The following is a 17,919-nucleotide window of genomic DNA, read 5'->3' on the forward strand; positions in this document are numbered from 1 at the left end:
GCTTGTGGTTAAGAATGAGGGTGTTTAAACACCTTCGTGAATAAAAACCGCCCAGACGTCTGCATTGATCGCAGTGTTTATATCCTGAGGGTGAATATGTCTGTTCAAGGTATCGAAGGGGTTTTACAGCAGTTACAGGTGACCGCATTACAGGCCTCGGGGTCAGCAAAAACCCTGCCCGCAGAGGCGGGCTTCGCCAGCGAACTGAAAGCGGCGATCGGCAAAATCAGTGAAAACCAACAAGTTGCCCGGACATCAGCACAGAATTTTGAACTGGGTGTTCCCGGTGTCGGTTTGAATGATGTGATGGTTAATGCGCAAAAGTCATCGGTTTCGTTACAGCTTGGTATTCAGGTGCGTAATAAGCTGGTTGCCGCCTACCAAGAAGTGATGAATATGGGCGTGTGAGTCAGTCAGGTTATTAATTTTAATGAAAAATATGATAATCCTTTTTTCTATGGGGCATGGGTGGGGCAGATGGCGATAACTTTGCGTTCAGTAAAGCTATTCATATGCCGTAGTAGTCATTCCTGACTCACCACATCCCAAAACTCATTCGCTTTGGTTGTTTTGCACTTTTCAGCGCCGTTATCTTAAAGAGCATGGTATCCGTTTCGTACTGCTTTGGCGTCCGGCTGTATTGATGGAGTGAGAATGCAAGAAATATTGCATGCTCGATAAAGCACGATTGCCACGGATAGCGGCGTTATAAAAACAAAATTTTGTCTTTTCCGGAAAAATGACTAGATTCATCTCTAACGGTAGTAATTGCATCCGTTGAGTTGGTAAACAAGAATTCAAAGCCTTGGTTAATCGCTGGGGCTTTTGCATTTCTACATTCGCATGGGTACTGAAAGAACCTAAATCTTGCCATCCTCCGAGGTCTGGACGAGGCAGCACCCAGCCGAATGTGGTAGGCGGAGCAATTAAAGGTTGCATGTTGCGACATATTGTTTCATATTGTCAGTGCGCTATCGCTATCGCTATCGCTATCGCTATCGCTATCGCTATCGCTATCGCCAGCGCATGCGTTTCATGTCGCATGAAATACAAATCCCGAGAGAGGTTCGCACAATGGCTACCAGTATTCGTTTAGACGACGACTTTGTTAGCGACGTAAAGGTTCATGCTGATGCTGCAAGCCGCAGTGTTCCAAAGCAGATTGAACATTGGGCGAGGATAGGGCGTATCGCTGAAGATAACCCTGACTTGCCTTACAGTTTCATTCTAGAATCTCTACTGGCGCAAAGCGAGGTCGATAACCACAAGGTTACGCGCTATGTCAGAAGAACAGCACGGAAGTGAGATTGACGTTTATGAAACCCGTCGATTCACAAAGGCATTAGCAAAACTACCAGAGGCTCACTTGGTGATGGTGGAAGATGAAATCGAAAAGATTATCAAGAATCCCATTATAGGTGAGCAGAAAAAGGGGGATCTCAGTTATCTCCGCGTCCATAAGTTTCAGTTTAATAACCAACTTACTTTGCTGGGATATAGCTGGGTAGAAGATAAAATCGAGCTTTACTTATTAAGTTTAGGATCGCACGAAAACTTCTATCAGGCACAAAAGCAGCAACGCCAAGCCGATCTCAAGTTAATTAGCTAGTCGGCATAAAATTTTAAGGCTCACTTCGATGGGCCTTTTCTATTTTGAACTATGCCAATCATAGACAAGACACCTTGCGGTAATGCACTGCCATACGTGAAGTTACTAGCACTTACGCGAATTTAAAACCGACCACAGCACATGATGAATATGGGCGTGTGATCAAGGACGGCGATAAAATACAGAGCCGGGCTTTCTTACCCGGAGTAAACAAGATCTCCTATCACGGTTTAAACCTACCTCGCTCTTTCGACTGACTCATAACCATTCGACCGTATGTTCATAATGGTATAAAGGGTTTGCCAAATGTGGTGAATGGATAATCGCCGTTTAATCGGATGGATAATCGACGCAGGCAACGCCAAGGTACAGCAAGGTTTCCGGGGGGAGAGGTAGGGCAAAGAATTACCGTTGATTAATTCGAACGTAAACTTGTTAATCAGATGTATGGTTTACTACGTAATTTATTGGTCCTTCATAGGTTCGTGTGACAACGCCCATAAATAAAGAGAGGCAGTTGTTCCGTATGGGGTATATCGGCGGCGATAGCGCTCAAAACGCTCACGGGGCAGGGTTTTATGGCGATATAAATTCATCATACCGCGGCGGATGGCTAAATCTCCCCAACTGACAATATCGGGCCGTGACAATGAGGAGATCAACAGCATTTCCGCTGTCCAAACCCCTACGCCATCAAGATGTGAAAGCTGTGTAATAACCTCGTTATCAGGCAATTGCGCAATAACAGATAAATTCAGTGAACCATTAATGACCGCATTGGCTGCCCCTTTAATATAGCCAGCTTTCCTCATGGTCATACCACAGCGTTGAATCGCCCCGGCTGAGGTTGCAGCAACGCTGGTGGGTGTGACGATACCCAATAATAGGGTTAAGCGTGTATTGACGGTGTGCGCCGCTTTAACTGAAATTTGCTGATCAACAATATTTCTGATCAACGCGGCGAATAAGTCCGGCGATGATGGGCGCTCTAACATCCCCAAGCGCTCAATAGCCGCGGCCATTTTTTTATCCCGCCGTTTCAGATGATTTATTTCTGTTTCGCCGTAGGTATAGAACACCAGCCCACTCCTTCCTGCAACTTGAATGATGACGGATATATTTAGGCCAATTCAGACAGCGGGATAGCTTGATAACCCACTCTTTGTAGTAGAATAGTGATATCAATACTATCAACTTTCTCGGCGTGTAAATAAGCTGCAGCATAGTCACGCCAGATACCTGATTGCAGAAATAAGATAAACAGATCCCGATCCAGATGGCTTTCATTCACCATATTCACCATGATATTAAGGGCTTCTGATAACATTTTTCCTGGTTTATAAGGCCGGTCGGCTGCGGTGAGAGCCTCGAAAACATCAGCTATTGCCATCATACGGACAGGAATACTCATTTGGCTACGGGTGAGCTGATAAGGATAACCTTTACCATCCATACGCTCATGATGGCCGCCAGCAATAACCGGGACATTCGCCATAGAGCGAGGGAACGGCAGCTTTTTGAGCATCACGATGGTCTGCATAATATGTTCATTAATCTTATAGCGATCTTCTTCGGTAAGTGTGCCGCGCCGGATACTGAGGTTGTAAATTTCTCCTCGGTTATAAAGGAAGGTCGGTTCTTTAACTTTAAAATCATCATATTCTGAACGTTTATTTTTATTATCTCGATAAATAATATGTTCTTCTTTATCCGCTAACATGGGTTCTTGCACCGGTAAGGCACTGATTGGCTGCCTGTCTTTACGTACCCGTTCTTCATTCGAAATGCCTGCGGTATCATCCAATGTTCTGGTCCAATTATAGTGGGCAATATGCTGGATCCGGGCTATCGCCTCATCAGACATAAATTCGCCACCGACATTGCAGTGAGCGATAAAATAGAAATCATCATCTAATTGTTGTAATTCATCAGCCAGTTGTTGTTGCTCCGCCTCATTGGCAATAACCGTGCTATAACGACGTAAGAAAGCAATTTCTTTTTCACGCTTTAGCACTTCAAACCTCATGCGTATTTCGTGAATACGGTCATAGATTAACTCCAATTTAGTCGATTTATCGACGACAAACTCTGGCGTGGTTATTTTTCCGCAGTCATGTAACCAGCAGGCGGTATGCAGTTCTTCCCACTCACTCTCAGATAAATTAAAGTCGGAGAATGGCCCCTCTTTACTCTCCACCGCTGCTCTGGCGAGCATTTTTGTTATTTCAGGCACGCGCTGGCAGTGTCCTCCGGTATAGGCACTCTTGGCATCTATTGCTCCGGCAATAAGCTCAATAAAGGCATTAAGTAGATTTTTTTGTTCTTGCAGCAAGCGCTGAGTTTCTACTGAAATAGATAAGCTGCCCACTAAAGCATTAACCAGTTGAATTTTTGAACGCTCACGTGCTGCATTTAACTCATAAGGGTTGAATAACAGCAAGAAACCTAACAATTGATCATCATGGGTTCGCATGGGAACGGCGACAAAGCGTAGTGGTAAGTAAGGGTGTAAAAAATCGCGCAATTGGCTGAGTATATTTTCTTTATTTAACGTTCCCGTAATGGTATTTCCTTCCAGTACAGGGTTAAAAATGTTGAAGTTATCTTCATTAACCTGCAACGATGACATTCCTGATACTGGGATATTTTCACTGTTCCAACGAAAGGCGGTTGGGGTAAATGTCCCCACCTCTTTATCGGCCAAAAATATAATTCCCCCAGTCATGGAGGCGATTTCGGTTGTCTCACTCAGCAGTCCCTGCATTTGACGGAAAAAATTGCTTTCTGCGGTCAGCATATTGCCCATTGAAATAAATTGCTTCAGGGTCAGTTTCATTTTAGACATTGATTTATGTAACTCATCAACTTCTTCAATAGCTGAGTGTTCTAATTCATTCTCCTCAAAATGCAGATGACTGATGGCATCAGCATCTTGTCGTAAGCGAATAAGAGGTTTAGATATTCTTAGTGAGAAATACCAGATAATAGGCAAACTGAGCATTAATAGAATAAAAGCAATTAATGTTGAGCGGTTACGGATAGCATTTGCATCCGCCGTCAGATAGGCTGCTGGAGTCGCAATAACGAGTTGATATTGATTACCATTATTATTGATATCAACAATAGATCCATACCAAGACTGATTCTGTGCCTCAAATATAACACTGTTATTATGGCCTTTAGTATGAGGCTCATCGGAGGGGGGGGCCGGAGAGTCTATCAATACCTGTAGTATCGGTACTTTTTTGCCCGTAATAGGACTTTGTGCCGCCTCATTTTTTTCCTTCGGTAGACTGGCGATCACTTCATCGTGGGAGTTAATAATAATTGCCTGACTACCTGGTGGTAGGTTTTGTTTGGTCAAAAATTGGGATAACGAGGCTAAAGAAACGTCCAATCCAATGATCGCCTGCTTATTCTCCGCGCGACGACTATAGGTAAAGCCTATTTCTCCTGTCCCTTTGAAAATATAGGTCGGTGAGGTATTCAGTGACGCATTCTGTGACGCTAAAATAAACCAATCTCGCTGTCGGGGGTCGTAGCTATCATTATCTCGCGGCATGACAGCAATAATCTTTTGGTCACGATTGAGATAAATAAATCGCTTCTCAGGCATGCTATCGAGATAGCGATTACTTTGAATCATCCACTCTGCGTTTTCAGGCGCATGAAATAACACACGGTTAGCCTCGGTCATTGGCCGCAACATAAAAAAATCCCCATTGGGGTAAGCGCTGTATACGGCACTGGCGTAGCTATTCTGCTGTAGGATCTCAATAAACTTATCGATAAAAGTAATGCGTTGCTCAAGGGTCGGTAATTCGGTGATTTGCATACTGGCAAGAATATTGACTGACATCATCATCGGGCGGGTAACGGCATCTAACTCGGCAGCAATGGCCTCGCCGGTTTTTTGGTACTGTTGATGAGTGCTAATTTCAGTGAGTTTAGTCAACTGGTTGTGGTTATAAATAATAATAACCGTACCGATTGAGACAATCAGTAGCGTAAAGAGAACGGCAATTTGAATGTGCAAAGGATAGCGGCTTTTTAATCCTAACCAGTTACTGAACATAATAGCAGTCCCAGCAGTCTATTTTTTAATCGTGCTTAATAATAGGCGGTGCCACGATAATTGCTATATCTCTCTAAATTTCAGTAATTTATACTTAACATTATGATTTAAAATGTTTTAATCGATAGCGCGCAAATATTACCGGATGAATACGCTAATGGCGGCCTTAAAAAGAATGCTTTAAAGTGCAAAATATCTAAAAGCAGTATTTAGCAGCCCTCAATGTTGCTGGCAAGGTAGGGGATGGCCGGGTTTATGGGGATGAATTACATAAGCTACATGAATTAAGGGGGATTGAGTTGTGGAATAAATGAGCATTCAGACAACATTCAAACGCCTTCTGTCGTAATAAGTCAGGAATATGAGGGCTTAAGATAACGATTAACTGGGTTTATCAGTGGTTCACTCTCTACCGGTTGCAAGCGATGATGGCCGCGAATAGCGGTTGGCGCAAAACCAAAGCGCTTACGAAAACGTTCGGCAAAACGTGATGAACTTTCATAACCGATTTGATTGGCAATTAATGAGATCGGCCAATCCGTACCTTGTAATAGGCGAAGTGCACTGGTCATGCGGACATCGATCATTAAATCACGTAAGAGTATATTTTCTGCTGCTAACTTTCGCCGTAATACCACTTCACTCATTATCATATGATCGGCCACTTCAGAAGCGGACCATATTCTGTGTGGATCGTTGGCCAAGCATCGGCGCACTTTTTCACTCAAGCTGTTACCGTCATTTAATATAAATTTAACATCACGCTGCGCCAGCCAAAGTAATAACTCAAGCATACGGTGCTTGATGATTACCGTTGGAATATCACTATTTTCTGATATTGCGTTAAATATATTGCCAAACGTATTGATGAATTCAGGTGCTAAGTTACGTATTGCCATCACGCCGGGAATAAACCCCAACTCTGCTGAAGTAGGGTGATTAGCAAAGGTCGCGATCAAACTCGGGTCACAATGAAGTTGTTGGCTGAAGAACAGGTCATCATTAGATAGCCCATTAATAACATCAATAGTTTGCCCGCTATTTATAGCTGCAATTTCGCCCGGCAGGATAACGCACTCCTGGCTATCCCAACGGATAATTTTATACCCACGATTAACCATAATGAGCAACGGGTGCTCAATATAGACTGAAGTGAGAAGCAACTCGGAATGTTGAATAATATGCGCTGTGCTACCCACACCGGGACAGACGCTGATTTTATGTTTCATCAATATTTATTTCATAGTTTGACTTGATAATATTTTTACGCTTTGAATAGCAGGCTGGCAAACTATTTTAATAGAAAACTTACCATAGCATGCTACTCCGACTATAAAGCAAGCTATTTCGATGATAAAAAAACATCAGAGCGATAATACCATTCAATACGGCATGAGTGAACGCTATTAACACAATGGCAACATTCAGCGGAGCGGATATATACCCTAAATAATTCGAGTTATTGAATGTGGTCAACGCACATGCAGCTTGCAGTATGACGGGTATAACATGACGTTGATAACCCGTGTTCTATTGTGTTTCACCCAGCAGCAGTGCCCGATCGGGGAACTGACCATAAGTACGATTAACCGCCCGTTGGCGGGTAGATTGCCCCACCAACTCACTTAATTTATCTAAACGGTGTTGCAGTAATCGCTTAACTTCTATCTCATTCTCCAATATAGATCTTAATTTTTGGCGCAGTAATTCTTGCAATACTGGCGATGAACAAGAGGAAATAGTGATATTGGCTGTGTTTTCAACGGCTTTGAGATAAGTCATTTCCAGATCAACCAACGCATCCCAGTCTTCCTCAGTAGCCAACAGAAGCATTTGCTCGCTGAGAGTTAGGATTTGTTGATATTCGGACAAAAGATGCTGGTGACGTTCCATTAAATGGGTCCTAATTGGGTTGATAATTCGGGCCGATCTGCCGCCACGCATCTGCAATATTTTCGAGCAAGGCAGACACTTCATTAATTGCCTGCTCGTCATTATGCAAATTAGCATACAGTAAGCGCCGCGACATATAGTCATATAAGGCTGATAAATTTTCAGCCATTTCGCCGCCTTTCTCCAAATCAAGCCCTGCACTCAGGCCGTTATTAATAATATCGATTGCTTTGGATATTGCGGCACCTTTAGCGGGAACATTACCTTGGCTCATCAAAATACGTGCACGAATCAGGGCGCTATGCGCCCCGTCGAATAGCATCACGATCAATTGGTGTGGACTGGCACTCATTACGCCACTTTCCAGACCTACCTGTTCGTAAGCCTGACTTCCAGATCGCTTATACATGTCCTATCCCTTATGAAGAAAATTGTTGCGTTAAGAAACTGGAAGTGTTGTTTAACGAACTCATCATCTTATCCAGTTGGGTAAATTGGGTTTTATAACGCTCAATATTGGCATTAATACTGTTAGTGGTGGAAATAACCTGCTTATCCAGACTTTTTAAGGTGTTATTGATACCGTCAGTCACTGTTTTTAATGTGCCCGATGTTGTATCCAGTGCGGTATTGAGTAATTTTTCAGTCTGAGTGGCAAAACCAGAGTTTTTCCCGTCACCCACAAGAAATGCAGTGACGCTATTAGGTTTATCCTTTAATGCTGCATCTAATTTAATGGAATCTACAACCAGCTTACCGTCGAGATCTTGTGTGATCCCCATGCTGGCTAAGGTTTTTAAATCTCCTGGCTGAGCCGCAGCTAATTGACTTTTTAATTGTGTTTGAATAGTCCGTAATGTGCCATCCCCGACCAATGCACCATTGCTACCGGATTGATCGCTGCCTGATTCTACGGCGGTATATTTGGTCAGTGAACCGAAAGTTGTCTGTAATGAGTTATAGGCATCAACAAAGTTTTGGATCGCCGCTTTTGATGCGCTGCTGTCACGGACAATGGTTAATTGCTCTGGTGTATCCGCTTTAGTCACTGCTTTCAGATTGATGGTGACACCCTGAGGTGCATCGGTAATGGTATTGCTTTGGCGCGTAATCGCGACACCATTGACGGCCAGTTCAGCATTTTCCGCTTTGACTTTCTGCGTCATTGCACCACTACCACCAGTGCTGCTGGGGGTGTAGTTCAGAAAATCATTTAAGGTTTCATCACCGCTGACGCTGATGGTCATTTCTGACTGAGTGCCTGTATCTCGGGCTGTTAATGCTAAATAGTAGGTATCATCACTCGCCTTCATAATACTGGCATTGACGTTTCCTTCTTTTTTATTGATGGCATCCCGGATATCGGCTAATGAGGTTTGCTCATTGGTTAACGTCACTTCCAACGGTTTTTCTTGCCCTGGCTGGCTGATAGTAATGATGCGGGTCGCATTATCATTACCTAATTTGTCTGTCGCATTAGGCACATCTTTAGATAATAAAGACTGTGCTTTAGCCAAATTGGTGACTTCAATCGAATAACTGCCTGCCGTCGCTTTACTGTCGGTGGTGGCGCTAAATGCCGTATTAGCACCACTGACAGCCGTTGAATTTAATGTGTCGGCTTTTTTGAGTGTCGCAGAGGCAGTTTCTAATTTTGCCAGAGCACTTTGCAACACACTAAATGCGGTTAATTTACTTTTATAACTGGACTGTTGATTAGTCAGCGGAGTTAAGCGTGTCATCTCTGATGCAGTGAGTTTACCCAGTACATCGTTTAAATCCAGGCCTGAACCACTCCCCAGAGAACTAATACTTGCCATGTTTAATCCTTAATATTCAAGTGTCGTTACCGGGTTATCGGCCTGAGGGAGGAAAAGTTTACACATAGAGTAGAAATAATGATGGCTGGAATAACAGGGGGCTATTTGCTCTATTGAATGGAATGGTAATTAAAAGAAGAGATAAGAATAATTTTCAGCGAGTTTTAAAAATTATTTCGTTGAATGGCTAAAGGTTCATTAAAAAACGCCGATACAAGTTGGGACGGTGATGAAGCCGTGGGCAGTAAGCCCAAATCATAACCCAACAGTATTTGAGGAATAACACTATGGCGGTAATTAACACAAACAGCTTGTCCCTGCTGACTCAGAACAACCTGAACAAATCTCAGTCTTCTTTAGGCACCGCCATTGAGCGTTTGTCTTCCGGTCTGCGTATCAACAGCGCGAAAGATGATGCTGCTGGTCAAGCAATCGCTAACCGTTTCACCTCTAACATCCGTGGCCTGACCCAGGCAGCACGTAACGCCAACGACGGTATCTCTATCGCTCAGACCACTGAAGGCGCACTGAACGAAATCAACAACAACTTGCAACGTGTGCGTGAGTTGACTGTTCAGGCCTCTTCTGAAGGCAACAAACAAACTGACTTAGATTCAATCCAAGACGAAATTCAACAGCGTTTAGATGAAATCGACCGTGTATCCAGCCAAACCCAGTTTAACGGCGTGAAAGTGTTGGCTTCAACAGACAGCCTGAAAATTCAGGTTGGCGCTAACGACGGCGAAACAATCTCTCTGGACCTGAAAGAAATTAACTCGAAGACTTTGGGTCTTGATGGTTTCAATGTCAACGGTAAAGGCGGCGTAACGAATACTGCGGCTTCTGCGGCTGATTTGAAAACTGCTGGTTTTGTACAGCAAACGGGTACAAACGAATACCAGGGTTCAGCTGGCTTGAAAGATGCCACCGGCGCTAATGTGTTAGCTAATTTGGCTGACACTGCGGTTGTTACGAGTACTGCGCCTATTGATGCAGGCTTTGGGGCAACATCTACAGCAACAAGTTTTACTTATAACAAAGCAAGCAATTCATTTACCTTTGGTGCCACCGGGGTTGCATCTGCTGATGTGGCTAATTATCTGAACCCTAAAGCCGGTGACTCCACTAAAGCCTCTGTTGACATTGGTGGTACTAAGCAAGATGTTCTTATTGCTAAAGATGGTTCAATCACTGCGGCAGATGATGGCGCAGCCCTGTATTTGGATACAACCGGTAACCTGACTAAAAACAGTGCGGGTGGCCCAGCTGCTGCGACACTTGATGGGTTAATGACCAACGGCGCTGGTACTCCGATCTCTGCGACTATCACTACTGCGGATGGCGTGACGCTGACTGCTGCTGGTGGTACTACGGGTAAATTCGACGTAGCTGGTGCGACTATCAGTGCTGATGCGCTGAATGCTGCCACTAAAGCTGCAGGATTCACTACCACGACTCAAACTGTTGCCGCTGACGGTAAAGTGACTGTAACTGCGGGGGGCGCAGAGTCATTTGTTGCTAAAGACGGCACGTTAACGACTAACAATAAAGTGAGTTATTTCGCACAAGCGGATGGCTCTATCACCAACGGCTCAGGTAAAGCTGTCTTTAAACAAGCTGATGGCACCATCACTACTGATGCTAAAACAGCAACAGCTAAAACGGCTGACCCATTAGCCACGCTGGATGGCGCGGTTAACAAAATTGACTCCCTGCGTAGCTCATTGGGTGCGATTCAAAACCGTTTCAACTCCACCATCACCAACTTGAATAACACAGTAAACAACCTGACCGAAGCCCGTAGCCGTATCGAAGATGCTGATTACGCGACTGAAGTGTCTAACATGAGCCGTGCTCAGATCCTGCAACAAGCCGGGACTTCTGTATTGTCTCAAGCTAACCAGGTTCCACAGACTGTTCTGTCTTTGCTACGTTAATTCGACTGCACTAATACCCTTATTCCAACCCCGCTTTGGCGGGGTTTTTATCGCTAGTGCATTTGAGATTTTGCTGGTGTTAGCGGTTTTCACATCGATAGTGCTGGGGATATATCACCCTATGGAAATGATTTCGGGGTTATTTCCATAGGGAACAGATAAAAATCAGACGCTGAGAATGCGCTTCAATGGTGTCTCAGCCAATTTATCGCTCTATCGACAATGGGTTAACAGTAAAAATCATGGCATAAGCCAAATAGCCACCCTTTTATAGGTCTATTCCGGCGATTGGCTGACTTACCTGACAGGATAATGGGACGACTCTCTTACCCTTAGGTGCCTGTCTCGTGAGTGATTTGTATACCGCCGAAGGCGTGATGGATAAGAATTCCCTCTGGAAACGCTATGTTCCTTTGGTTCGCCATGAAGCATTGCGTCTACAGGTGCGTTTACCCGCCAGTGTGGAGTTGGACGATTTGTTGCAGGCCGGGGGTATTGGCCTGCTGAATGCTGTCGAGCGCTATGATGCTTTACAAGGCACCGCGTTTACTACGTATGCGGTACAGCGGATACGGGGGGCGATGTTGGATGAACTGCGTAGCCGTGATTGGGCACCTCGCAGTGTGCGCCGTAATGCACGGGAAGTAGCCAGTGCCATGCAGCAAGTCGAACAGCGAGTGGGACGCCCGGCGACTGAACAGGAAGTCGCGCAGGTTCTTGATATTGGCTTGGTTGAGTACCGCCAGATCCTATTGGACACCAACAATAGCCAACTTTTCTCCTACGACGAATGGCGTGAAGAGCACGGTGAAAATGTCGAACCCCTGCTGGAAGGGCATGAAGATGCCAATCCACTAAAACACTTGTTGGACGGTAATCTGCGTCAGCGCGTAATTGAAGCGATAGAGGCATTGCCAGAACGTGAAAAAATGGTGCTTACGTTGTATTACCAGGAAGAACTGAATTTGAAAGAAATTGGCGCGGTGCTTGAAGTTGGGGAATCCCGCGTTAGTCAACTTCACAGCCAAGCGATAAAACGCTTACGTGCCCGCCTGAATAATGACGCTTAATTCACGTTCAATCTGTTCTCGACGGATTCATTCACCCGAATGACTGACGTGTCGTTAGCGTTACTTGGATAGGTTCATTGGGACGATGAACCTATCTAGAGGCTCACCCATTTGTTGTTGGCTTGTTACCTACAACGCCAATGATTTGGGGCATACATTACGTTGTCTTACTTTATTAATGCAGGTCTTCTAATGTCAGGACTCCAGTTAAAAAAGCGGCCGCTGAGCCGTTACTTAAAAGATTATAAACACAGCCAAACGCATTGCTCACATTGTCATAAACAGCTTGATCGCATGGTATTAGTTTTTCGTGGGCAAATCATCAATAAAGAGACCATCGCTGGCATGGACCAACCTATCGACGATCCGCTCTGGTCGAAACTTCAGGATGAACTAACGGCATTATGCCGTTTTTGTAGTGAAATATACTGTAATAATTCGCTCGGCTATTTCGATATCATGCCGTTTAAACAGTATTTATTTGAGCAAACGGAGATGAGTCACAGCACCGTTCGTGAATATGTTGTGCGTTTACGCCGTTTAGATGAAATGCTTGTCGCCACTAATTATCCTGCCGAAAAGTTTGCCAGTGAAGCGTTGTACCAGCGCATTATTGATGATATTCCCAATGCGGTTCATAACAACTACCGCATTGCTTTGCGTAAATATGATCAATATCTGGCATGGCAGAAGAACTACTGAGTATGGCTGTAACTCGAATTATTTAGGGTATATACCCGGCATCCTTCGAGATGCTGGGGGTTAGTTGTCCTTGCTCACGCCAGTCACTTAGTTATCTAAGCTTCTGGTGATTTACCCGGTTACCGCCTACCTATATCTCGAAGTAACTTGGGTATAGGGAGTCAATCTCTTATCCAAATGTACGTCTGAACAATAACCATTATTGCTTCACGCCTGGCAAGTTCTCTCTTCGCCGGGCGTTTACGCTCTCCTGCTGTCAAATGATTCTCGTTAAGTTATCCCCTGCGATATTGGTCACTGACATCACTCATAAAATCAGTGATTATTAATGCCACATCTGATAAATCTATGTAAAAGCCATAATTCATCAATTCCTTGGGGGGCACGTGACGCTTCAACAAAAACTGACGCAATTCCCGCGTCTGGATCTGGTCGGTAATGCGACGCCATTAGAGAAGTTGTCTCGCCTATCTGATTATCTGGGACGTGAAATTTACATTAAACGTGATGATGTTACGCCTGTGGCTCTTGGAGGGAATAAACTGCGCAAGCTAGAATTTTTAGCCGCAGATGCCTTGAGACAGGGAGCCGATACGCTGATTACGGCTGGCGCTATTCAATCTAATCATGTCCGCCAAACCGCCGCTGTAGCCGCAAAACTGGGTCTGCATTGCGTTGCACTGTTGGAGAACCCCATCGCTACTGAGCAGGCGAATTATCTGACTAACGGTAATCGGCTGTTACTGGATCTATTCAATGTTGATGTTGTGATGTGTGAGGCATTGCACGATCCAAATCAGCAATTAGCAGAATTGGCTACCCGCGTGGAAGCGCAGGGCTTCCGCCCATACGTAGTACCAATTGGCGGTTCTAATGCCTTGGGGGCGCTGGGTTATGTGCAGTGCTCACTGGAAATTGCTGCTCAAGCCGCGAGCAATGTTGCGTTCAGCTCTGTCGTCGTGGCCTCTGGTAGTGCGGGAACACATGCAGGACTGGCGGTTGGCCTACAGCAGTTGCTACCCGATGCGGAATTAATCGGTGTGACGGTATCACGTAGCGCCGATGAACAGCGGTCCAAAGTGACACATATTCAACGAGCATTGGCGACATTATTAGGGATGAAGGACCCATTGGCAAAAATCACCTTGTGGGATGGCTATTTTTCTCCGCAATACGGGATGCCAAACGAAGAGGGGATAGCGGCTATTAAGCTCTTGGCAAGACTAGAAGGAATATTGTTGGACCCTGTGTATACCGGTAAGGCGATGGCGGGTTTACTTGATGGTATTGAACAAAAAAAATTCTGTGACAAAGGGCCAATTTTATTTATCCACACTGGTGGGGCGCCTGCATTATTTGCTTATCATCCGCAGGTGTAGCCTAAGCTTTTATTATTACTTATTCCATTTTTAACTATATTTATCATTTTATATTTCTTCACTTCATTAATAACACTGGTAAAGTGTTGAATATCAAAAATAAACATGACAGTCGGAGTCTTTATGAGTTTTTCAATTGTACGTCGCCACATTGTTCTGGGCATGGTGGCGGTCGCACTGGCAACCGGCTTGAACGTGAAGTCTTACGCTGCTGGTGACCTGTTGGATCAGGTAAAACAACGCGGCACCCTGATTGTTGGGTTAGAGGGGACTTATCCGCCATTCAGTTTTCAGGGCGAAGATGGCAAACTCACTGGTTTTGAAGTGGATTTTGCCAACGCATTGGCAGAACACATGGGGGTCAAAGCTAAAATCACCCCAACCAAATGGGATGGGATGCTGGCCTCGCTGGAGTCTAAACGTATCGATGTGGCAATTAACCAGGTCACTATCTCAGATGAACGTAAGAAAAAATATGATTTCTCAACACCTTACACCATTTCTGGTATTCAGGTACTGACTAAAAAAGGTAACGAAGGCCAGTTTACTAAGCCAGAAGATTTACAAGGTAAGAAGGTTGGCGTGGGTTTAGGCAGTAACTACGAACAGTGGTTACGTGAAAACCTGAAAGGCGTTGATATTCGCACCTATGATGATGATCCAACGAAATATCAGGATCTGCGTGTTGGCCGTACCGACGCCATTTTGGTTGATCGCTTAGCGGCATTGGATTTGGTGAAGAAAACTAACGATGCACTTGCGGTTGCAGGCCCCGCGTTTGCCCGCCAAGAGTCGGGTGTGGCGATGCGCAAAAATAACCCTGAATTGTTAGCCGCAGTCAATAATGCCATCGCTGAGATGCAAAAAGATGGCACGCTAGCCAAGATCTCTGATAAATACTTTGGTGCGGACGTAACTAAATAATGCCAGAAAGTATGCAATTGGTGCTGGATTCAGCACCATTTTTATTGAAGGGAGCTTGGCTAACTCTCCAGCTTAGTCTTGGGGGGATGTTTTTCGGGCTGCTCTTAGGGTTTATGCTAGCGATGATGCGGTTATCGCACTTCTTGCCTTTTTCACTTATTTCCCGCTTTTATGTCTCTATCTTCCGTGGTACGCCACTGATTGCTCAGTTATTCATGATTTACTATGGCCTGCCTCAGTTTGGCATTGAACTGGATCCGATGCCTGCGGCCTTGATTGGTTTATCGCTGAATACTGCCGCTTATACCTCAGAAACATTGCGGGCGGCGATTTCATCTATTGAGAAAGGGCAGTGGGAAGCGGCAGCCAGTATCGGCATGACACGCTGGCAGGCACTGTATCGTGTTATTTTGCCACAGGCAGGGCGCACCGCCTTGCCCCCACTGGGCAACAGCTTTATTGGCTTGGTAAAGGATACCTCTCTGGCAGCGACCATCCAGGTACCGGAACTTTTCCGTCAAGCACAGTTGATCACATCGCGTACGATGGAAGTTTTCACTATGTATCTGGCGGCATCATTGATTTACTGGATAATTGCAACACTGTTATCGGCATTACAAAATCGGCTGGAAGCACATGTTAACCGCCAGGATCAGGAGTAACCATGAGTACCATTGATATTAAAAAATTGACCAAGCAGTTTAAGGGTCAACAGGTGCTGCACGGTATCGATCTTGAAGTGAATAGCGGTGAAGTGGTGGCGATTATTGGCCCCAGTGGGTCAGGGAAAACCACTTTATTGCGTTGTATCAATCTACTGGAGATCCCCGATTCAGGGATAATTCGGGTAGGCAATATGGAGATTAATGGCAGTATCCACATCAGTAAGCAGCAACGTCAGGTCCGTGCCTTGCGGCAACAAGTGGGATTTGTTTTTCAGGGTTTCAATTTATTCCCTCATCGCACAGTGCTGGAAAATATCATTGAAGGGCCAGTGATTGTTAAGGGGGAAGATCGGGGTTCGGCAGAAAAACGCGGCCGTGAGTTACTGGCAAAGGTAGGATTAAGTGGTAAAGAGGATACCTATCCGCGTCGTTTATCTGGTGGGCAACAACAACGGGTGGCAATAGCGCGTGCGTTGGCCATGCAGCCTCAGGTTATCCTGTTTGATGAACCCACCTCTGCATTGGATCCCGAGCTGGTGGGGGAGGTACTCAGTACCATACGTGCGTTAGCCGAAGAGAAACGCACAATGGTTATTGTGACCCATGAAATGAGCTTTGCCCGCGATGTGGCAGACAGGGCTATTTTTATGGATCACGGGCAGATTGTCGAGCAAGGCCCTGCGAAAGCACTGTTTTCGCACCCGCAGCATGACCGTACCAAACAGTTCCTTGATAAGTTCCTGAATAACCACTGATCCAGCGTTTTTAGGTAGCAAAATTTAATATATTGAGGTTTTTTAATATATTGAAACCTTTTAATCTGCCAGGTGGAATTTTTAATATGTTGGGGGCCACTGTATAGCCCCCAATTTGCTAGATAATTTTACAAAAAGGCTTCAAGCTTGAGGCGATGCGCTATTGTTCTTACTTCTTTCATGCGGCCATGCCCAGGTAATATTTTTTGCTCAACAGTGACTAGCCCGGCTTTCTTTAGAATAGCGACATCACGGGTTACCGTGCTGCGATCCCGCTTTAACCGGGTAGACAGTGACGTAATAGAGCCCGGATACATTTTTACTGTCCGTAGCAGAATAATACGTGCAGCACTTAATACCCTGACCATCTCCAGAGGGTCTTCAAAGGTGATGATGTGTTCTTCTGGCAGTGATTTCCCCGCATCTGCGAGCGTTGCGAGTTGTTGACCCCGTGTAAAAAAATCATCTTCTGTTGCCGTTTTGATAACTAACTTGCTCATTAACTTCTCCTTAGCGCAGTCCAATCCTTCTGAAAGCAACTCTCTATATGTTCAAAGCTGATAAAATCAATCGCTTCAACCCCCCCGAGATAATGGCGGTGATGGAAGCCATGTGCATTGTCATAACCGATCACTCGCCCGTTATCACCTTTTGATAAGTGGTGATTGATATAAGCCAAATTATAACGGGTAATTATTCCGCATGAGTTGGCCCAGATTTCACGGCGTAACTGGCCGTTACCTCGCCGGTTAGCAATTTTATGGACTTCATCGATAATTTTTTTATCAGCCATGGTTATTATTACCACCTCTGTTGGTTGTTGTACACAGTTCATTCACTAAGAAAAAATCCAAGAGTAAAAAAGGTATTTATTTCTGTTGAATTAATAATGGGTTAGCCATAAACGCTGGGCAAGCACTCAACATAAGCTCTGAGGGAGGCGACTAAAAGAGATGGGTGATACCGACAGAATTACATTTGATAATGCGAAGCATCTCGAGGGGATGAACGCTTGTCTGATTTTCACTTTACATCTCGGTGCTGGGGCAAGAGACTACGGCCCAAGGTTGGGGACTGATAAGCAAATCAG

18 protein-coding genes are annotated in these 17,919 nt (G+C 44.9%); 10 read left to right on the top strand and 8 right to left on the bottom strand.

The annotated features are described in order from the left end of the window. The first annotated feature begins 96 nt into the window (after positions 1-96). From fliE to AC971_RS02675, 3 genes are all read left to right on the top strand, one after another. Entirely contained in the window at positions 97-408 is a 312-nt protein-coding gene (fliE, locus tag AC971_RS02665; RefSeq protein ID WP_002211144.1) for a flagellar hook-basal body complex protein FliE, read from the top strand. Positions 409-1,074: 666 nt separating this feature from the next. Next, positions 1,075-1,305 carry a ParD-like family protein gene (locus AC971_RS02670; RefSeq protein WP_038402210.1) on the top strand — a complete coding sequence of 77 codons (231 nt, stop codon included), beginning with the start codon at positions 1,075-1,077 and terminating at the stop codon, positions 1,303-1,305. Then, the gene (locus AC971_RS02675; RefSeq protein ID WP_025383582.1) at positions 1,280-1,609 is read left to right on the top strand and encodes a type II toxin-antitoxin system RelE/ParE family toxin; all 330 of its coding nucleotides are present in this window, start codon (positions 1,280-1,282) and stop codon (positions 1,607-1,609) included. The genes AC971_RS02670 and AC971_RS02675 overlap by 26 nt, the downstream gene beginning before the upstream one ends. Before the next feature lie 464 nt (positions 1,610-2,073). Here the strand turns inward: AC971_RS02675 and AC971_RS02680 are convergent, their stop codons facing one another. The 6 genes from AC971_RS02680 to fliD form a co-directional block, all read right to left on the bottom strand. Then, positions 2,074-2,688 (bottom strand): DNA-3-methyladenine glycosylase family protein, encoded by a 615-nt coding sequence (locus tag AC971_RS02680; protein WP_025383583.1) that lies wholly within the window; start codon positions 2,686-2,688, stop codon positions 2,074-2,076. A gap of 41 nt (positions 2,689-2,729) precedes the next feature. Beyond that, positions 2,730-5,684, bottom strand: coding sequence for an HD domain-containing phosphohydrolase (locus AC971_RS02685; protein WP_025383584.1), 2,955 nt, complete (start codon positions 5,682-5,684; stop codon positions 2,730-2,732). Positions 5,685-6,037: 353 nt separating this feature from the next. Next, complete coding sequence (locus AC971_RS02690) at positions 6,038-6,913, bottom strand: helix-turn-helix transcriptional regulator (RefSeq protein WP_025383585.1); 876 nt, start codon at positions 6,911-6,913, stop codon at positions 6,038-6,040. A gap of 301 nt (positions 6,914-7,214) precedes the next feature. Then, on the bottom strand, positions 7,215-7,577 hold the full coding sequence (fliT, locus tag AC971_RS02695; protein ID WP_025383586.1) for a flagella biosynthesis regulatory protein FliT: 363 nt from the start codon (positions 7,575-7,577) through the stop codon (positions 7,215-7,217). Positions 7,578-7,587: 10 nt separating this feature from the next. Next, positions 7,588-7,986, bottom strand: a complete 399-nt coding sequence (gene fliS / locus AC971_RS02700; protein WP_025383587.1) for a flagellar export chaperone FliS — start codon at positions 7,984-7,986, stop codon at positions 7,588-7,590. 10 nt (positions 7,987-7,996) lie between these two features. Further along, a complete protein-coding gene (gene fliD / locus AC971_RS02705; RefSeq protein ID WP_025383588.1) occupies positions 7,997-9,397 on the bottom strand; it encodes a flagellar filament capping protein FliD in 1,401 nt (466 codons plus the stop codon). Between the two features lie 287 nt (positions 9,398-9,684). Between fliD and AC971_RS02710 the strand changes: the two genes are divergently transcribed. The 7 genes from AC971_RS02710 (at position 9,685) to tcyN (ending at position 16,829) form a co-directional block, all read left to right on the top strand. After that, positions 9,685-11,334 carry a FliC/FljB family flagellin gene (locus AC971_RS02710; protein WP_025383589.1) on the top strand — a complete coding sequence of 550 codons (1,650 nt, stop codon included), beginning with the start codon at positions 9,685-9,687 and terminating at the stop codon, positions 11,332-11,334. A 347-nt stretch (positions 11,335-11,681) separates the two neighbouring features. Then, on the top strand, positions 11,682-12,404 hold the full coding sequence (locus AC971_RS02715) for an RNA polymerase sigma factor FliA (protein WP_025383590.1): 723 nt from the start codon (positions 11,682-11,684) through the stop codon (positions 12,402-12,404). Between the two features lie 192 nt (positions 12,405-12,596). Further along, entirely contained in the window at positions 12,597-13,106 is a 510-nt protein-coding gene (gene fliZ / locus AC971_RS02720; RefSeq protein WP_025383591.1) for a flagella biosynthesis regulatory protein FliZ, read from the top strand. Positions 13,107-13,492: 386 nt separating this feature from the next. Then, positions 13,493-14,485, top strand: a complete 993-nt coding sequence (locus tag AC971_RS02725; protein WP_025383592.1) for a D-cysteine desulfhydrase — start codon at positions 13,493-13,495, stop codon at positions 14,483-14,485. A 123-nt stretch (positions 14,486-14,608) separates the two neighbouring features. Beyond that, a complete protein-coding gene (gene tcyJ, locus AC971_RS02730; protein WP_025383593.1) occupies positions 14,609-15,409 on the top strand; it encodes a cystine ABC transporter substrate-binding protein in 801 nt (266 codons plus the stop codon). Then, positions 15,409-16,071, top strand: coding sequence for a cystine ABC transporter permease (gene tcyL / locus AC971_RS02735; RefSeq protein WP_025383594.1), 663 nt, complete (start codon positions 15,409-15,411; stop codon positions 16,069-16,071). The genes tcyJ and tcyL overlap by 1 nt, the downstream gene beginning before the upstream one ends. A 2-nt stretch (positions 16,072-16,073) precedes the next feature. Beyond that, entirely contained in the window at positions 16,074-16,829 is a 756-nt protein-coding gene (tcyN, locus tag AC971_RS02740; protein WP_025383595.1) for an L-cystine ABC transporter ATP-binding protein TcyN, read from the top strand. A gap of 128 nt (positions 16,830-16,957) precedes the next feature. On the opposite strand, the gene AC971_RS02745 is transcribed toward tcyN, so the two are convergent. Together AC971_RS02745 and AC971_RS02750 are read right to left on the bottom strand one after the other, a co-directional pair. After that, the gene (locus tag AC971_RS02745) at positions 16,958-17,329 is read right to left on the bottom strand and encodes an HVO_A0114 family putative DNA-binding protein (RefSeq protein ID WP_025383596.1); all 372 of its coding nucleotides are present in this window, start codon (positions 17,327-17,329) and stop codon (positions 16,958-16,960) included. Beyond that, positions 17,329-17,622, bottom strand: coding sequence for a toxin-antitoxin system TumE family protein (locus AC971_RS02750; protein ID WP_038402212.1), 294 nt, complete (start codon positions 17,620-17,622; stop codon positions 17,329-17,331). The genes AC971_RS02745 and AC971_RS02750 overlap by 1 nt, the downstream gene beginning before the upstream one ends. Between the last annotated feature and the right edge of the window lie 297 nt (positions 17,623-17,919).

The sequence above is a fragment of the Yersinia similis genome, from assembly GCF_001053095.1.
GTDB classification, from domain to species: Bacteria; Pseudomonadota; Gammaproteobacteria; order Enterobacterales; family Enterobacteriaceae; genus Yersinia; species Yersinia similis.